The 16782-nt window shown below is 48.0% G+C and carries 14 protein-coding genes, 1 pseudogene and 1 riboswitch; of the genes and pseudogenes, 12 read left to right on the plus strand and 3 right to left on the minus strand.

Going from position 1 to position 16782, the window contains the following annotated elements:
- The gene (locus M8332_RS00270; RefSeq protein ID WP_252780156.1) at positions 1 to 1377 is read right to left on the minus strand and encodes an aspartate kinase; all 1377 of its coding nucleotides are present in this window, start codon (positions 1375 to 1377) and stop codon (positions 1 to 3) included.
- 178 nt (positions 1378 to 1555) lie between these two features.
- A riboswitch (Lysine riboswitch) is annotated at positions 1556 to 1731 on the plus strand.
- Between the two features lie 113 nt (positions 1732 to 1844).
- On the opposite strand from M8332_RS00270, the gene lysA reads away from it, so the two are divergent.
- The 9 genes from lysA to M8332_RS00315 all read left to right on the plus strand — a co-directional run bounded on the left by lysA (position 1845) and on the right by M8332_RS00315 (position 10339).
- Positions 1845 to 3143 carry a diaminopimelate decarboxylase gene (gene lysA, locus M8332_RS00275; protein WP_252780157.1) on the plus strand — a complete coding sequence of 433 codons (1299 nt, stop codon included), beginning with the start codon at positions 1845 to 1847 and terminating at the stop codon, positions 3141 to 3143.
- A gap of 38 nt (positions 3144 to 3181) precedes the next feature.
- Positions 3182 to 3889, plus strand: coding sequence for a 2,3,4,5-tetrahydropyridine-2,6-dicarboxylate N-acetyltransferase (gene dapD, locus M8332_RS00280; RefSeq protein WP_252780158.1), 708 nt, complete (start codon positions 3182 to 3184; stop codon positions 3887 to 3889).
- Between the two features lie 3 nt (positions 3890 to 3892).
- Positions 3893 to 5047, plus strand: coding sequence for an N-acetyldiaminopimelate deacetylase (locus M8332_RS00285; RefSeq protein ID WP_252780159.1), 1155 nt, complete (start codon positions 3893 to 3895; stop codon positions 5045 to 5047).
- Between the two features lie 5 nt (positions 5048 to 5052).
- A complete protein-coding gene (gene dapA / locus M8332_RS00290) occupies positions 5053 to 5931 on the plus strand; it encodes a 4-hydroxy-tetrahydrodipicolinate synthase (RefSeq protein ID WP_252780160.1) in 879 nt (292 codons plus the stop codon).
- 3 nt (positions 5932 to 5934) lie between these two features.
- Complete coding sequence (gene dapB / locus M8332_RS00295; protein WP_252780161.1) at positions 5935 to 6717, plus strand: 4-hydroxy-tetrahydrodipicolinate reductase; 783 nt, start codon at positions 5935 to 5937, stop codon at positions 6715 to 6717.
- Positions 6718 to 6735: 18 nt separating this feature from the next.
- Positions 6736 to 7818 (plus strand): aspartate-semialdehyde dehydrogenase, encoded by a 1083-nt coding sequence (locus tag M8332_RS00300; protein ID WP_252780162.1) that lies wholly within the window; start codon positions 6736 to 6738, stop codon positions 7816 to 7818.
- A gap of 382 nt (positions 7819 to 8200) precedes the next feature.
- Positions 8201 to 8845, plus strand: a complete 645-nt coding sequence (locus M8332_RS00305) for an amino acid ABC transporter permease (RefSeq protein ID WP_252780163.1) — start codon at positions 8201 to 8203, stop codon at positions 8843 to 8845.
- Positions 8846 to 8857: 12 nt separating this feature from the next.
- Complete coding sequence (locus M8332_RS00310; protein ID WP_252780165.1) at positions 8858 to 9496, plus strand: amino acid ABC transporter ATP-binding protein; 639 nt, start codon at positions 8858 to 8860, stop codon at positions 9494 to 9496.
- Positions 9497 to 9511: 15 nt separating this feature from the next.
- Positions 9512 to 10339 carry an amino acid ABC transporter substrate-binding protein gene (locus M8332_RS00315; RefSeq protein ID WP_252780166.1) on the plus strand — a complete coding sequence of 276 codons (828 nt, stop codon included), beginning with the start codon at positions 9512 to 9514 and terminating at the stop codon, positions 10337 to 10339.
- Between the two features lie 45 nt (positions 10340 to 10384).
- Here M8332_RS00315 and M8332_RS00320 read toward each other — a convergent pair.
- Positions 10385 to 11761 (minus strand): annotated as a pseudogene (locus M8332_RS00320) (amino acid permease).
- 238 nt (positions 11762 to 11999) lie between these two features.
- On the minus strand, positions 12000 to 14945 hold the full coding sequence (locus tag M8332_RS00325) for a mucin-binding protein (protein ID WP_252780167.1): 2946 nt from the start codon (positions 14943 to 14945) through the stop codon (positions 12000 to 12002).
- A gap of 121 nt (positions 14946 to 15066) precedes the next feature.
- On the opposite strand from M8332_RS00325, the gene M8332_RS00330 reads away from it, so the two are divergent.
- From M8332_RS00330 to M8332_RS00340, 3 genes are all read left to right on the plus strand, one after another.
- Positions 15067 to 15678 carry a recombinase family protein gene (locus M8332_RS00330; RefSeq protein ID WP_252780168.1) on the plus strand — a complete coding sequence of 204 codons (612 nt, stop codon included), beginning with the start codon at positions 15067 to 15069 and terminating at the stop codon, positions 15676 to 15678.
- Between the two features lie 149 nt (positions 15679 to 15827).
- The gene (locus tag M8332_RS00335) at positions 15828 to 16073 is read left to right on the plus strand and encodes a KxYKxGKxW signal peptide domain-containing protein (RefSeq protein WP_252780169.1); all 246 of its coding nucleotides are present in this window, start codon (positions 15828 to 15830) and stop codon (positions 16071 to 16073) included.
- A 411-nt stretch (positions 16074 to 16484) separates the two neighbouring features.
- Positions 16485 to 16631 (plus strand): hypothetical protein, encoded by a 147-nt coding sequence (locus M8332_RS00340; protein ID WP_252780170.1) that lies wholly within the window; start codon positions 16485 to 16487, stop codon positions 16629 to 16631.
- Positions 16632 to 16782: the final 151 nt, after the last annotated feature.

Consider the following 16782-nt stretch of genomic DNA (forward strand, 5'->3'; position numbering starts at 1 on the left):
TTAGTCGGTAAAAATGCGGTTATTGTCAAAGAAGTGTTGGTAAATGAGTTTGACCGATTGTTCCGCATCGGCTTCATCAGTGCCGAGCATGATCGAAATTTTTGACGCCCCTTCGTTAATCATGTGAATGTTAATGTCATGGTCGGTGAGCGGGCGAATAATTTTTTCGATGGTGTTCGGACTCAGTTGCATCCCTTCGCCGACAATCATGATGATGGCGTAGTGATCGATCCACTCTAATTGATCAGGGTGGAGTTCCGTTCGAATGTCTTCACACATTGCCTGGACGGTTTTCGGCGTGAGCTCGCGATTATCAAAAATGATGGTCAAATCATCAATTCCAGACGGCATGTGTTCGTAGGAAATCCCGTATTTGTAGAGGATTCGTAATAGCCTTAGCGTAAACCCAACTTCCTTGTTAAGCAAGTATCGGTGCAGGTATAGAGCCGAAAAGCCCTTGGAACTGGCTACTCCAGTGACAAGGCCCGCGGGTTGAAAGCCCTGTTCGGGGACAATTAAGGTGCCGGGAAGGTCCGGATGGTTCGTATTTTTAACGTTAATTGGAACTTGGGCCTCAATGACCGGGAGTAACGCTTCGTCGTGAAACACGGAGAACCCGGCATAGGAAAGTTCCCGCATTTCCCGGTAGGTCATTTTACTAATACTCTTGGGATTGGGAACGATGTGGGGGTCCACCGAGTAGATGGCGTCAACGTCCGTAAAGTTTTCGTAGACTTTGGCGTGTAAGCCCTTGGCAACGATCGAACCGGTAATATCGGAACCCCCCCGTGAAAAGGTGGCAATCGTTCCGTCCGCTTCGTTAATGCCAAAAAAGCCCGGAAAGACTAAATAATCAGTACTAGTTTGGTAGGCAGCGAGATGGTCGTAAGTTGCAGGCGTGACCTGGGCATCATTCACGGGTCCGGCGACCTCAAAGCCCACGGTCCGCGGGTCCATGAACTTAGTTGGCAGGCCTAATTTTGTTAAAATTTGGCTAAGTAGGTAGGCGTTTAGGAATTCTCCATGGGCTTTAAAAGCAGCCAACTGGTGGTCTTGATCCGTAAAGGATTGGCGAGCTAAGCCGGTGATGACCGCCGAGATGTGTTCCATCACAGCGTCCGGAACAGCAAAGTGGCTGGCAATGTTTCGGTAGCGATCAATGATTTCGGTTTGAACGTCTTCCAATGGTTCGTGATTGCGAACGGCCTGTGCATATTGAATTAGCAGGTCAGTTACCTTAATGTCGCCCTTAAACCGGGTTCCGGGAGCGGATACCACGATGGCCCGCCGCTCCGGATCCTGCTGAATGATATGAATAATTTTTTCGAACTGGGTGGCATCGGCTAACGAACTGCCCCCAAATTTAACTACTTTCATGTTCGTTTGACCTCGCTCGTTTTATTATTAGTGAAACTATCATCATTTTTTTGATTTCGCAACTCAATCTGGAAAAATAACGGACATTTTTAGAAAACTTTATATAGAAATAAAGAAATTTCAGTAAGTTAGTTTGGAAAAGGTTGACGCTGATTGGCTTTTTCGGTATGCTAAACACAAATCAAATAGAGGTCGCAAGCAAGAAGAGTACGTGGGGGAGTTGTCATCCAGCTTTGAATCCGCCGAAAGGATTGGTTGCCGAAGTGCTAAGGGGGATGGACCTTAGTTAACTGGGACGTAACTTAAGAGGTTACGGACTGTCGGGAATACTGTTCTCGGGGAGCTATGGATAAAATTGATTCTAATCGGCGACAATAGGGTCTTTTGGACGGAGCTTCCGTGCCAAAAGGCCCTTTTTTAGTACAAACCAGGACCCGCCGGTTCGGAAGATTGAGGAGGAAAACAGGATGTTAAGTAGCGATGAAGTGCGCAATAATCAGTTGGTGATCGGTGGCATTCCCGCCACGGAGCTCGCTGATGAATATGGAACGCCGCTCCAAGTGTATGACGTGGCAAAAATCCGGCGCCAGATTCGGGCGTTTGCACGGGTCTTTGTGGAACAACACGTTGATTACGCCGTTAGTTATGCCAGTAAGGCTTTTGCGTGCGTAGCTATGTACCAAATTGTTAATCAAGAACATGTCCACATTGACGTGGTTTCTGCTGGTGAATTAGCGACCGCGTTAGCAGCGGACTTTCCGATGGAGCGGGTTAGTTTTCACGGGAACAACAAGTCCTATGAAGAGTTACAAATGGCGATGCACCACCACGTGGGTACGATTATCCTCGATAACTTCTACGAGATTGGGCTCCTTGCCCAGGTTCTCGAAGCAGCGGACGCGGAAGTAAACGTGATGCTACGGGTTTCTCCTGCCGTTTCCGCGCATACCCATGAATTTATTCAGACCGGTCAACAGGACAGTAAGTTTGGCTTTGACCTGCTGACCGGGCAGGCTGACCAGGCCTTGCAACAGGTCTTGGCGGAACCGCGGATGCACTTACAGGGAGTTCACTCTCACATTGGGTCCCAGATCTTTGCGACCGACGGTTTTAAGATTGAAACGCAGAAGCTGGTGCACCTGATGCAACACTGGCGGGATGAATATGACTATCTTCCCCAAGTGATTAACGTCGGCGGGGGCTTTGGGATCCAGTATACAGATGCCGATCACCCCATTCGGCCCGAAGCGTTTGTCGAACAGATCATCACCACTTTGAAGACGGAAACGGCCGCGGCCAACTTACCCTTACCTGCGGTCTGGATTGAACCAGGGCGTTCGATTGCTGGACCGGCCGGGGTGAGCCTGTACCGGGTTGGTTCGCAAAAAACAATTCCAGCGGTTCGCAAGTACGTGGCAGTTGATGGCGGGATGGGTGACAACATCCGTCCCGCGCTCTATGGGGCTGCTTACGAAGCGGTCGCTGCTGACAACGTGGCACCGACCGAAACTGAAGTGGTAACGGTCGCCGGGAAGTACTGTGAATCAGGGGACATCTTAGTAAAGGATGCCACGCTCCCGCCCGTGCAAGCTGGGGACGTGATTGCGGTATTGGCCACGGGAGCCTACGGGTACTCAATGGCATCTAACTATAACCGGAATCCCCGGCCCGCGGTTGTTTTCGTTGAAAATGGCAGCGCCCAAGTCGTGGTTAAGCGGGAAACCCTAGCTGATTTAACCCGCCTCGACGTGAAACTAAGTGATTAAGGAAGCAAAACTACTACTGACAAGCAAGGAGACAGAACATGGCGGAAATGAACGCACAAGAAATCATTCAATTCATCGGAAATGCTGAAAAGAAAACCAACGTGAAGGTGTACCTGAAAGGCCAATTAGCTGACCTTGATTTTCCGGACGCGCTTAGACCATTTGTGAACGACCAAACCGGGGTTGTTTTTGGGGACTGGAAAGACGTGCAACCATTCTTAGCAGCTAACCAAGCCCACCTTACGGATTACGAAATTGAAACCGATGGTCGCAACTCAGCGGTGCCGTTATTAGACACCAAGAACCTCGAAGCGCGGATCGAACCCGGTGCCATCATTCGGGACCAAGTTAAAATTGGGAAAGACGCCGTCATCATGATGGGCGCCCTCATTAACATCGGGGCTGAGATTGGGGACGACTCCATGATCGACATGGGGGCCGTCCTTGGGGGCCGGGCCATGGTTGGTAAGCACTCGCACATTGGGGCAGGCGCTGTGCTGGCTGGAGTGATTGAACCGGCCAGTGCTAAACCAGTCCAAATTGACGACGACGTCTTGGTTGGGGCCAACGCGGTCGTGATTGAAGGCGTTCACGTCGGGAAAGGTGCCGTCGTGGCCGCGGGGGCCGTGGTAACTGAGGACGTGGCTCCGTACACGGTCGTAGCCGGCATGCCTGCTAAAAAGGTGAAGGACGTGAACCAAAAGACCCGCGCAAAAACCAAACTGGAAGACGATTTGCGGGGGTAAACCATGACACTCGACTTACACAACCTCTACCGCGAATTACACCAGATTCCGGAACTAGCGCTCCACGAGTTTCAAACGCACGACCTCTTAATGAAGCAAATCACGACGTTAGCCACTGATTGCGGTTTCGTTGAGGTTCAGGTCCCAGAACAGTTACCGACGGCAATCTTAGTGTTACTGCACGGCACAGATCCGACCCGCACGATTGGGTACCGAACGGACATTGATGCGTTACCGGTGACGGAAGCGACGGGCTTGCCGTTTGCTTCGCAGCATGAGGGACGGATGCACGCCTGTGGTCATGATGTGCACATGACCGTGGCAATGGGAGTGCTGGCCCACTTCGTTGCGCATCAGCCCACCGATAACCTGTTATTCTTCTTTCAACCCGCTGAAGAGAGTCAAAACGGGGGCAAGCTGGCCTACGAGGACGGCATCTTTACCGGTCAGTGGCGTCCTGATGAGTTCTACGGCCTTCACGATAATCCGCAACTTCCCGCCGGGGCGATTGGCTGCCGGATGGGAACGCTATTTGCGGGGACCACGGAAGTGGACGTTCACTTTACGGGAACTCAGGGGCACGCGGCCTACCCGCAGTTTGCAAATGACATGGTGGTTGCCGCGAGCCAGTTCATTGGACAGGTGCAGACGATTGTGTCGCGAAGCGTGGATCCCATCGAAGGGGGCGTGATTACCTTCGGGCAGTTTAACGCCGGAACGATTCGGAACGTGATTGCCGGAGAAGCAGAGCTTCACGGGACGATTCGGGGGTTAACCCAGAAAATGATTGAACACATTGACGATCGCTTACGGGCGGTTGCCAATGGTATTGCCGCGAGCTATGGCTGTCAGGTAGACCTTCAGTTAAACCAGGGGGGCTACCTGCCGGTGGAAAATAATCCCCATCTCACCGCGGACTTCATTAAATACATGCAGAGCGCGCCGGATGTTCAGTACCTTGAAACGGAACCAGCCATGACAGGCGAAGACTTCGGGTATTTACTGTCTAAGTTTCCCGGAACCATGTTTTGGCTGGGAGTGGGAGATCCTAACCACCAGTTGCATTCGAGTGAATTAGTACCGAGTGAGGCCGCCATTGAACCGGGGATTAGGGCGATTACCGGCTGGTTACAACAACGCATGACAGAAAAGGAGTAAGCAAAATGACTGATTTTACACAAACTGACATTATTACCGCATTAATCACTCCGTTCACTGCGGAGCAAGAGATTAACTATCCAGCGTTAGAAACGTTGACGGAGCGGCTATTGCAAGCAGGGGGCAACGGTTTTCTAATCGGGGGCACGACCGGGGAAATCCCCACGCTTACCCACGATGAAAAGCTGAGTTTGTACACGAACTTCGCCCAGTTTGTGAACGGCCGGGTTCCGGTCATCGCCGGAACTGGGAGTAATAACACCCAGGCCACCATTGATTTTACCGAAGAAGTGAGCCACATTCCGGGCATTGACGCGGCTTTAGTGGTCGTTCCTTACTATAATAAGCCCAACCAGGTGGGGATGAAGGCCCACTTCCGGGCCGTAGCGCGTGCCACGAATTTCCCAATCATTATCTACAACATTCCCGGCCGGACGGGCGTTAACATGGACGTCGAAACGGTCGTCGAACTCAGTCAGGAACCAAACATCATTGGCATTAAACAGTGTGGTTCAATGGAGGATTTTGAAGCAATTGTGGCACAAACTCCCGCTGACTTCCTGGTCTACACTGGTGAAGATCCACAGAGTTTGTTTGCAAAGAGCGTGGGTGGCAACGGGGTTGTTTCCGTCGCTTCCCACCTCTACCTGCCCGCTATGCGGCAAATGTATGATTTGCTGGATCAAGATTTAGCCCACGCTGGTCAATTACAACGAGAATTAACGCCGAAGATGCAGGGCTTATTCCTCTACCCCTCACCATCGGCCGTGAAGTTTATGTTGACTAGAAATGGCTTAGACGTCGGGGGCTGCCGGTTACCAATCACGGATCTGACTGCCGTTGAACAAAGCTATGTTTTAGAAGCCCTCGGAGAAAAGGAGTAACCCATGACAACGACCGTTTTAGTAGCTGGTTTTCAAGGAGCGATGGGCCAAAAGGCCACCGCGATGATTGAACGCGATCCCGAGTTAGCATTAGGCGCTGTTTATAGTCCCCATGCGTCCACGACCAACCCGGCTGCTTATGACTTACCAGCCACCACGCAGGTATTTACTGATTTAACTGAGCTTAAGACTACCGCCACGGTGTGGGTCGACTTTTCGACGCCCACGGGCGCCTTTGCCAACGCTCAGTTTGCGTTAGAACACGAAATGACCCCCATTATTGGCACCAGTGGGCTCAGCGACGAACAGGTTGCCCAGTTAACGAAACTGGCGGATGAACAGCACCAGGCCGGGTTGTTAGTGCCGAACTTTGGGCTCTCGGCAGTCTTGTTGATGCAATTTGCAAAGCAGGCGGCGCAGTACTTCCCGGATGCGGAAATCATCGAAATGCACCACGCCGATAAGCAGGATTCCCCGTCGGGAACGGCCATTAATACGGCGAAAATGATTGCTGCGGGGCGGACGCAAGCGCCAGAAACGGTGGCAAATCCCGTTGAAACGTTGCCGGGAGCACGGGGAGCTAACTACGAAGAAGTTCCCATTCACGCGGTCCGGTTACCGGGGTACGTTGCCCACGAACAGGTCTTGTTTGGTGGTCCCGGTGAAGCCTTGACGATTCGCCAGGATTCCTTTGACCGGGAATCATTTATGCACGGGTTAAACATCACGATTAAACAAGTGGGCCGGCTATCGGGGTTTGCCGTTGGCTTAGAAAACGTGTTGTAAGGAAAGGATTTTTTCATCATGAAGCAGTATAATGTAGCAATTTTAGGGGCCACGGGGGCTGTGGGAACGCGCCTAATTCAGCAATTAGAACAGTCTACGATTCCCGTGAACCAGGTTAAGTTATTGGCGTCGCCGCGGTCGGCCGGAACCGGCTTACAATTTAAGGGTCAGGATATCACGGTCGAAGCCACGACGCCCGAGTCCTTTGACGACGTTGACATCGTCTTGGCCTCCGCTGGGGGAGCAGCTTCCAAGCAATTCCTCCCGGAAGCCGTGAAACGTGGAGCCGTAGCCGTTGATAATACCAGTGCCTTTCGGATGGATCCAGAAGTCCCGCTGGTGGTTCCCGAAGTAAATGAGGAAGCGCTCCAACAACACAAGGGCATCATTGCGAACCCAAACTGTTCAACCATCCAAATGGTGGTGGCGTTGAAGCCCATTATGGATGCGGTGGGGTTGAAACAAATTATTGTGTCGACCTATCAAGCTGGTTCAGGAGCCGGGCAAATGGCCATTAAAGAGTTGGATGAGGAAGCCCAACAGCACCTCAATGGAGAACCAATGACGGCCAACATCTTCCCGGTCAAGGGCGCAGCACACCATTATCCATTAGCCTTTAACCTGCTGCCCCAAATCGATGTGTTTGAAGAGGACGGTTCCACGCACGAAGAGTGGAAGATGGTGCACGAAACGAAGAAGATCATGGCTGGCGATATGAACGATCCTAAGCTTAAGGTTAACGCCACCTGTGTGCGGGTTCCGGTCGTGATTGGGCACGGAGAATCGGTCTACTTTGAAGTCGAAGATAACGCTAACTTGGATGCACATAAGGTGCAAGCCTTACTACAAGCGGGCGCAGGCGTGGTACTGGAGGACGATCCAGCCCAACAACTTTATCCGCAACCAATTAACGCGGCTGGGCACACCGAAACGTACGTTGGGCGGGTGCGCGCTGATCCCGAAAATCCAGGCGCTTATAACCTGTGGGTTGTGGCCGATAACTTGCTCAAGGGAGCGGCTGCAAATACCGTCGAAATTGCCGAAAAACTGGTGGAACATGATTTAGTTCAGGTGCCAGCTGATTACTACGGGAAAGAATAACGAAGGTTTCGTTCCCCGAAAATAGCAACAAATGGTTGACACGAACAATCAACAGGGTTTAAGATACACGATAAAGATATGCACGAAAGAGTAACCTAACTTTCAATCTACAGAGAATCGCGCTGGAGTTGAGAAGCGATAATTGGAACTAGGTGAACCACACTCGTGTTCGTCAGGAACTTTCTAGAAAAGTCTCGGGTTGCTCCGTTACGAGCTGTGCCTCACCGCGGTGAGGTGCCTGAGTGGCTAGTAGTAATGCTAACCAAAATAGAGGTGGGAACACGAGTCGGAATCGTCCTCAAGTTATCAATGTTGATAACTTGGGGACTTTTTTTATGGCCAGCCGACTGGTGGCAGCATCCAATCATCAAAGGAGGAAATCATGAATTACATTAACCAAGTTTTACCCAGTTTACTAGCGGGGTTAAAAATGACGCTGGGCGTGTTCGCTTTGACGTTAATTGGGTCATTACCACTCGGGGTGGTGGTTGCGATCTTACAGAAATCACCACTAAAGGTGCTCCGGTGGCTAATCGACGGCTACATCACGGTAATGCGCGGGACACCCCTGTTATTACAAATCGTGTTTGTTTACTACGGGTTGAGTTTGGCCAACCTGGTGACGTTGCCCCGGTTTGAAGCGGCTGTTTTCACCTTCATTTTGAACTATGCAGCCTACTTCGCCGAAATCTTTCGGGGAGGGATGCAAGCCGTTCCAGCCGGACAGTACGCCGGGGCCAAGGTACTCGGATTCAGCCGCCTCCAAACCCTGTGGTACATTACACTGCCCCAGGTAGTTAAGACGGTGATGCCGTCGGTTGGAAACGAAGTGATTAACCTGGTCAAGGACACCTCCTTGGTATACGTAATTGGACTGGGGGACTTAATGCGGGCCGGAAACATCGCTGTTTCGCGGGATGTAACGCTCGTTCCCTACCTGCTCGTTGGGGCAATGTACCTAGGCTTAACCATCATTTTGACAATTGCAATGCGCTACATCGAAAAACGGCTAAACTATTATCGGTAGGAGGGAAAGCACATGTTAACGATTAAAAACCTTAAGAAATCGTATGGCGATCAGGTGGTCTTTCAAAAGCTCAACATTACCGTTCCAGACGGGGGCATCCTGACCGTGGTGGGACCTTCTGGAATTGGGAAAACCACCTTTTTAAATATTTTAGCCGGGTTAATTGCGGCCGATGCCGGGACCATTACCTTGAACGGCAAACAACTGGAACTGAGTCCCAACCGGAAGGGTACAGACGTTGGGGTCATCTTTCAGGACTTCAACCTGTTTCCCCAGTACACGGTCGCTGAGAACGTCACCCTAGCTCCCAAAGTGGTTAAAAAGGAAAAGAAGGCGCAGTACCAGGATCAGTGCCAAGCATTGCTGGACGAGTTGGACTTAACTAGTAAGCAGGACGCCTATCCGTTCCAACTCTCGGGAGGCCAGAAGCAACGGGTTGCGATTGCCCGGGCCCTGGCTATGAAACCAGGGGTGTTGGCTTACGATGAACCGACGTCCGGGCTTGATGAAGCCTCGACAAAGCGGGTAACGGAAGTGATCCAGAAGTTACAACAACGCGGGGTGACCCAGATCGTGGTGACTCACGATTTACCCTTTGCCCACAGCTTGAACGGCCAGGTTTTGGACTTTGGCACGGACGTTGACCGTTAGAAAGGAGGGCCTGAGATGAAGGCAAAACAAAAGCTCATCATTGGTAATCTCCTGGTGTTGGTGCTTCTCGGGGTATTCCTCGGGGGCGCCTACTACCGGTTTAACCACCGGACGGATAGCTGGCAGAGCTTGCAGCACGAAAAAACCCTGAAGATTGGAATTGATGATACCTTTGTCCCGATGGGCTTTCGGGATAAAAATAACCACCTAGTGGGTTATGACGTTGAAATGGCCAAGGCTGCTTGTCAAAAACTCGGTTTGAAGCCCGACTTTCAGGTGATTGACTGGTCCATGAAAGAAACGGAGTTAAATACCCACCACATTGATGCAATCTGGAACGGGTACACGGTGACGCCCCAACGAAAGGAACACGTAGCCTTTACCAAGGGTTACCACCGGACTGGTCAGGTGTTGCTAACCCGCGCGGATTCAGGGGTTAACCAACCTGCTGATCTGCGTGGAAAGCAGCTTGGCGTGCAGTCTGGCTCCTCCGGGTATACGCTGTTTCAAGCGCACCCGCAGGATTTAAAACGCTTCTTAACGAAGGCCCCGATTCAGTATGATACCTTTGATAAGGCCATCAATGATGTTCAAGTTGGTCGGCTCGGAGCTGTTTTAATCGATGAAGACTACGCGCGTTATTACCTAGCGCACAGTCATCAGAAGGTTCCGTTAAAGATTGTTTCAACCAACTTCCCGCCGGATGAAATGGCGGTTGGGGTGCGAAAGGAAGATAAGACGCTCCGTCACAAGTTGAATTGGGCAATTGCAGAATTACACCGGGATGGAACGGAACAACGGTTGGCAAAGAAGTACTTTGGGACGCCGCAACCACAACGGTAAGCTAAAACAACCACCAATTACATGTAATTGGTGGTTGTTTATTTGCTATGCTTGTTGTTTTTGTTGGTGATTGCGATGCAACTTAACCGCGTACAGCGTGCCAATCCAGATTAGGGAGCCAATCAAGGCAAGTAACGAACTAATCCGGAAGAGCAGGACAATGGCGACAAAGACTAAGAAGATTAACACGATGTAACTAGAAAATGGGTACCACGGCATTTTGAAGGTGAGTTGAGCTTCCTTACCAGCGGCATCGACTTTGCGCCGGTATTTCATTTGGGCCAGAATAATTAAGGACCACATGAAGAGGAAGAGCGTTGTGGAAATACTAGCGATAAAGACGAAGACCCCCTTGGGAATGAAGACGTTTAGGAGGGTCGCCGCCGCAACGACTAACGTGGAGAAGGTAATCGCATTTTGCGGAATCCGGCGGTTCGAGAGGGTGCCCAGTTTCTTCGCTAGTTTTCCGTTACTCCCGTTGGTCAAGCTGAACATCATCCGACCAGTCGTGTAAATAGACGAATTACAAGCGGAGGTGGCGGCCGTTAAGACCACAAAGTTCACGATTCCGGCAGCCCCATTGATTCCAATGTTTTTAAACACTTCCACGAACGGACTTTGGTTTGGAGTAATCGTTTGCCAAGGAATCACACACATAATGGCAGCCAGGGCTCCAATGTAGAACAAGATGATCCGGAACGGCACGGCGTCGATTGCCTTGGGAATCACGTGAACGGGATCCTTGGTTTCTCCAGCGGTCATTCCGACCATTTCGACCCCGGTCAGGGAAAAGACGACCATTTGAAAGGAGAGGGCAAAGCCCTGCCACCCGTGACCAAAAAACTTGTGTGCGTACAGGTTTTAGAGGGAAGCGTGCCCAGCGGGAGTCTTGTAGTTAATGAGGACGAGCACGCTTCCCACGATAATGATGGCAACGATGGCAATCACCTTGATGAGGGCGAACCAAAATTCGGTTTCCCCGTAGGCGGCCACGTTAATCGTGTTGAGCGCGTAAATGATCCCGAGGATGACTAATCCTGTAAACCACGAGGGAATCCCAGGGAACCAAAAATTAATGTAGATTCCCGCGGCGGTAACCTCTGCGATGGCTCCAATGATCCAACACATCCAGTAGGTCCACCCAGCCACAAAGCCCGTGGTGGTGCCGAGAAAATGGGCGATGGGTTCAATGAAGGAATTCGCTTCTAGGTTTGAGAGCAGTAGGGTTCCAAGCGCCCGCATGATGAAGAAACAAATAACTCCAGTAATTGCGTAGGCCAAGAGGATGGACGGTCCAGTTAAACTAATCGATTCTCCGGACCCTAAGAAGAGTCCCGTCCCAATCGTCCCTCCGAGGGCAATCAGTTGAATGTGGCGGTTTTTTAGGCCCCGATGCAACTTACGATCATTTTGTTCTGGCATAATGATGCTCCTTTGATTAGTAGTAAAATTTTGTACAGTTTGACGTTATACGATTAATTTTACCATTTACCAAGGGCTCGTGTGATGGATTGTGACATAAAACTAAAAATGTTGAAATTTATTACTAAAGCAATGACCTTTAACCATGCAGAGCGTCCAGCAGACGGATTGGATACATGTGATGGTAACGAAAAAAGGGCCTCGTAAGTAATTACGAGGCCCTTTTGGGGTGATGATGTTACTGGCGTTTCTGTAACTTACCGAACCCGAAGAGTCCAGCTAGGGTCGTTAGTAGCATTCCAAGGAAGCCAAGGAAGTGATTTTGGCTTTGTCCCGTTTGCGGTAACTGCGTTTGCGGTTGAGCGGCTTTTGTTGGTTGTGAGGCAACCTTGGCGTACACGGCGAAGGTCTGCCCCGCTTTAGTTTGAAATTCTATGAACTGGTAGCCTGGAATCGTTGGGGCTTGGGGATGCTTCGGATCCGTTGGGTAAGCGGGTCCTACTGGATTCCCCTGTTCATCGATTGGTTGAATGGTAATTTGATCATCTTTGGTGACCGGGGTGTCGTCCTTGGTGTAAACGGCAAATGTCTTACCATCCTTGGTTTCAAAGTGATTAAACGTGTAGCCCGGAATCGTTGGAGCCTCGGGATGCTTCGGATCCGTTGGGTAAGCAGGTCCTACGGGGGTCCCATTCTTATCGATTGGTTGTACAATCAAGGGGTTCTGGGTGTAGGTGACTGTTTGGTCACGGTTTTGGCCGAGCGTGGCAGTCATGGAAACCTGGGCTTGATCCGGTGTGTAACCATCAATCGTCGGCGAAGCAATTGTAACGTCAGGACTATCGACGGGGGTCCAATCACTGTAGGTTACTTGACCAGTTACCATGTCAACTGTAACTGTCCGAGTGAATTTAACCGTTCGGGTAGAATCTGGGGCAGCTTGACGACCATCGTCATATTTGTAATGAACGGTAATCGTACTTTCCGACTCTAAGTCTTCAGCAGCAGTCTTTTCGGGCCATTTGGGTCCGTCAGGATTGTTTGGATCAATGGGTTGACCCGGGTTTCCAGGCTTGTCTGGCGTTCCTGTAACTAAATCATGGGTTACGTGAATTTCATAAGTTTGTTCCGCATCAGGGCCGAAGGTCGTTGGCACGTTGTTATTGCCAATCACATAACCCTTGTTTTTCAAAGCCTGCAGGTCAACTGGGTTAGTTAATTGCTCCCCAGTTTTACCCGTAAGCGGGTGAGTTTCAATGGTTTGACCAGTTGTGTCGTCAATGACCTTTACGGTTGCTTTGACGTCGTTGGCTTGGTAAGTAACCGTTTGGTCATTGTTTTGTCCAGCCGTGGCCGTTACGGAAATCTGACCTTGATCCGGCGTGTAGCCAGAGATTGCTGGGGAATCAACGGTCACGTTAGTGCTTTCAACTGGGGTCCAGTCACCATAGGTAACTTGTCCAGTAACCGCATCTACCGTAGCCGTCCGGGTAAAGTGTACCGTTCGAGTAGCATCTGGAGCCGCTTGGCGACCATCTGCATACTTGTAATGAACGGTAATGGTACTTTCCGTTTTCAAATCTTCGGCAGTGGTTTTTTCGGGCCATTTCGGACTATTAGGATCACTAGGATCAATTGGTTGCCCGGGAACACCCGGATTATCGGGGGTAATGGTTTTAATGATGTGTTTTAATCCGATAGTGAAAAGCTGATTTCCGTTACTATCAATGGGGGAACCTTCACCAATTTTGTAAATCAAGTTGGGATTGGTTAGTTCATAGCCACTTGGAATTCCGGTTTTAATTTGATTGGTGATATCAGTTCCTAAATCGAGATAACCAAGGTCATTGGTCGTTCCGACCTGGACATTATTATTATCGTTATCAACATAGATAACATGCGTGTTAACGGTTTGAGCCCAAACATATTCATATGGATGCGGTTGGCCATCTAATAATCCCTCGGCCGGAATCCAGGCCCCCTGTGGATTTAATTCTGAGCCAGTGCCAACTAATTGCCAACTAGGACCAGCGACTTTCTTAGTGGTGCCAGGAATCGTTTGCCCAGTAGTTGGATTTACAAGTCCGGCATCGGAGGAGAGAATGGTATCTGCTCCAAGTTTGATTTCCCAAAGATTAGGCATGTTATTAAACATATTAGTCATCCCATTATTGGAGAAATCAGTTTTTCTAGTGTTAAACATGGAAATATCTAAATGAGTTAGACTAGTTGCACCATCAAACATGTTGTTAAAGTACGTAGCATTAGCAGTATTCCAACCGGCAAAGTTAACGCTAGTTAATGAACTACAGTTAGCAAACATTGCTCCAAATGCTCCGCGCCAGGAATCTAAATCGGTCCCAACTTTAGAAACATCCCAGCCTGACAAGTCTAAAGTCTTTAAAGCAGTATCATCAGCAAACATGCCCGTCATATTGGTTACATCTGAAACATCCAGGTTACTAATATTAGTAATATCTTCTAGATTTTTTAACCCTGCAAAAACATATGAGGCAACACCAATACTATTAGGTTCTTTGGTAATGCCTACTTTTCCGTTGAAAATAATGTGTTGAACATCTTTAAAGGGGATGGTACTAGTTTTAGTAGCACGATCTCCGGTGGCAATTTGACCACCGCCTAAAAGAGTTAGCGTTTTTGTAGCATCATCGTAGGTATATTGAGCCGTTCCCCACGTTCCGGTTTGGATTGCAGCCGGCGTAGGGGCATTCGCTGCTAAATTAGTAGTGATATTAGCAACTTGTGGTTGATTTGTGGTTGCATTTTGTTCAGGCTGCGTTACTTTTACCTGGTTCATTGAAATTTGATTCGAATTTGGTGTTTCAGAATTAATTTCTTGTGAATTAGCAGTACTTTCTAGCTGATTGGTACTATTCATTGAAAATGAAGTCGTTGATTGAGTTGTTTGTGAAGTGGCATTCTTTTCATTATTATTTGCTACTTCAGTGGCAGAAGTGCTTGTTGTGGTTGACGTAGGTTCGGTTGCAAAGCTTGGCTCACTAGGAGTCTGGGGATTAACTGACTTATTTGCAATCGTTGTTGACACTGGTTGCGCGGTTGACGATTGATAAGCATCAGTTGTAGTTACGCTGGGTTTGCTAGTTTCTTGATTTGCTTGACTTTGATTAGAAGTGGGATAAGTGGGTTTACCCAGATTTCCCATTATTAACGTAATAAAGGGAAGCATGGTGATATACTTTAGAATAGGTCTTAAGGCCCCATTTAGTGATACTTTCTACTTTGGGAAAATAGGATGGATAACAATTAAATTTTAGGAGTAAAAGATGAAATTTGGTTATGCACGAGTTAGCTCAAATAGTCAAAATTTAAGTCGCCAAATTAAAGCTTTACGGCAAAATGGATGTGAATACATTTATCAAGAAAAAATATCGGGAAAAGATTTAGCACGTCCCAAGTTAATGGAATTATTGGATACCATCCACGTTGGAGATGAAGTAGTTGTCCTCGACTTAGATCGGTTAGGTAGAAATAATAATGATATTACAATCGTGATGAATCAAATCCGCGAAAAACAAGCAGTGTTTAAAGTACTTTCCTTGCCATCATTTGATGGAATCTCTGATCCCAATTTAAAGGCCTTGTTAAATAATTTGATTATTGAAATTTATAAATATCAGGCTGAAGCGGAACGAATTAAGATTAGAGAGCGACAGCGACAAGGAATTGAAATTGCTAAAAAAAAGGGAGTTTACAAGGGTGGCGTCAGTAAGTATTCTTTACGTTCGAAAAATCCGCAGGGCAGACTGGTTGCCAAAGAAATGATAAAGATGTTTCGCGAGGGAATTGGCAACAGTGAAATCGCAAGAACCTTAGGGATTAGTCGTAAAACGGTATTTTTAAAACGAAAGCAGTATATAGATAATCACACCTTTTAGAATCCACTGATAAAATAATTTAATCTTTACAGTCGTTTTATGATTATCACCATTTGTTTTCATTTATAAATGTATTATAATTATCATATACAAATAGATAATATTTGTATGCTAACTTTTATTTTTGATTTCCTATAAGGAGGAAGAAAATGGAAAACAAAATTCATTACAAGATGTATAAAGCTGGTAAAATCTGGCTGTTTGCGTCAATTTCAACTGTTGCTTTGGGAATTGGGTTATTTGGAACTCCTAATGCAAGTAAGGTTCATGCTGATGTTTCACCGGTCACAACTAATCAGGAACCCGGGACTACTTCAACAGAACCAAAATCACCTAATTCTGTTACTAATGAGAGTAGTCAGGGTAAACCCACTTATCCCAACAAAAACCTCTAAATTAATACATAATTTGCATACCAGCTTCTAGCAATCACCACGGAGTTGGAGGAATTTCAAACAATTAAAATTGAACACGCACATTTTGGATGTTAAAAGTTAGCGGAAGTTAAATCATGATTATGAATGTTTTTTGTTAATGGTGGGATTTAATTAATTAACACACCTTGAATATCCTAATGGGAATTTTAAATTGAGGCTGATTAGTGCTTTAAAAGTAATACTTCCCCAATTAGGAAACATTTATTAAAAAATGGGGTTTCATAAGAACTGGATAAAGTTTAATTTTGGGTTCTGACCACCGTCACTTAGTAACGGCGGTCAGAACCCTTTTTGTATAATTAGTGCAAATAAAAAAGAACATATTGCTCGTCACCGATAGATTCGCCCGTCAAGAAGGAGTTAATGATCATGAATGAAATAACAAACAAAGAGATATTAGGTTGTGCAGAGCCTAACATCATCGTTGCTGATATTACGAAAGCAAGCACACTTGTTAAAGTAAATGGTGTTAGTAAAAATGCTGGGTCATTAATTCTAGCTTACAAATTAAGATGAAAAATTGCGGAGATTGCTGGAATAAGAATGCTGTAAACTTATTACCCGCAGGCTTAGCAGGGAGAGTCCACATTGTTAACATTGCCTATACAACCTTAAACAAAAAGCGATAGAATCCGTTAAGGATTCTATCGCCTAAGGAAGACTCATT

It is taken from the genome of Fructilactobacillus ixorae (genome assembly GCF_024029915.1).
In the GTDB taxonomy this organism is placed as follows: domain Bacteria; phylum Bacillota; class Bacilli; order Lactobacillales; family Lactobacillaceae; genus Fructilactobacillus; species Fructilactobacillus ixorae.